1 protein-coding gene and 1 pseudogene are annotated in these 600 nt (G+C 65.5%); one reads left to right on the forward strand and one right to left on the reverse strand.

Annotated features, from left to right (window positions below; translation table 11 throughout):
- Positions 1-107: pseudogene (locus ACFOW4_RS30190) on the reverse strand (short-chain dehydrogenase); the annotation flags it as partial.
- A 106-nt stretch (positions 108-213) separates the two neighbouring features.
- Between ACFOW4_RS30190 and ACFOW4_RS30195 the strand changes: the two are divergent.
- Positions 214-591 (forward strand): MerR family transcriptional regulator, encoded by a 378-nt coding sequence (locus ACFOW4_RS30195; protein ID WP_280836518.1) that lies wholly within the window; start codon positions 214-216, stop codon positions 589-591.
- Positions 592-600: the final 9 nt, after the last annotated feature.

Genomic DNA, 600 nt, shown 5'->3' on the forward strand with positions numbered 1-600 from the left:
GTCGCATAGACCTTCGCCGCGCCGCGCTCCAGCAGTTGCTGCGTGAAGTGCCGGCCAATGCCCCGGTTGGCGCCGGTGACCAGCGCGACAGAACCGGTGATCTTCATGTCTGCCTCCAGGCATTAGGGGTGGACCGTTCGCGAGCTACGCTAAAACCTGACGTTGACGTGAGAGACAAGCGGTGTGGTCGAGGTCACTCCGGGGAGAGCAGCCATGCGAATCGGTGATCTAGCCGCGAGGACCGGCGTGTCGGTACGGGCGTTGCGCTACTACGAGGAACAGCACCTGCTGACCCCGGTACGCAGCAGCGGCGGGCAACGCCACTACCCGGACGACGCCGCCAACCGGGTACACCTGATCCAGACGCTGTACGCCGCCGGCCTGTCCAGCAAGACGATCCTCGACCTGCTGCCCTGCATCGACGCAAAGGTCAACACCCCGGAGTCCCGCGCCCTGCTACACGCAGAACGGGACCGCATCGACCAGCGGATCTCCGAACTCGTCGCGGCCAGGGACCGACTCGATGCGGTCATCACTTTCAGCGAAAGCCCGGCAAGCGGGTGCACTCGGGTGGATCTCGCACCGGTGTAGCCGGACCAG

This window comes from Micromonospora sp. GCM10011542 (genome assembly GCF_042650685.1).
Lineage (GTDB): Bacteria > Actinomycetota > Actinomycetes > Mycobacteriales > Micromonosporaceae > Micromonospora.

Bases quoted from the DNA above. Each gene is read 5' to 3' on its own strand.
- ACFOW4_RS30195 (WP_280836518.1), top strand. From the start codon at position 214: ATGCGAATCGGTGATCTAGCCGCGAGGACCGGCGTGTCGGTACGGGCG.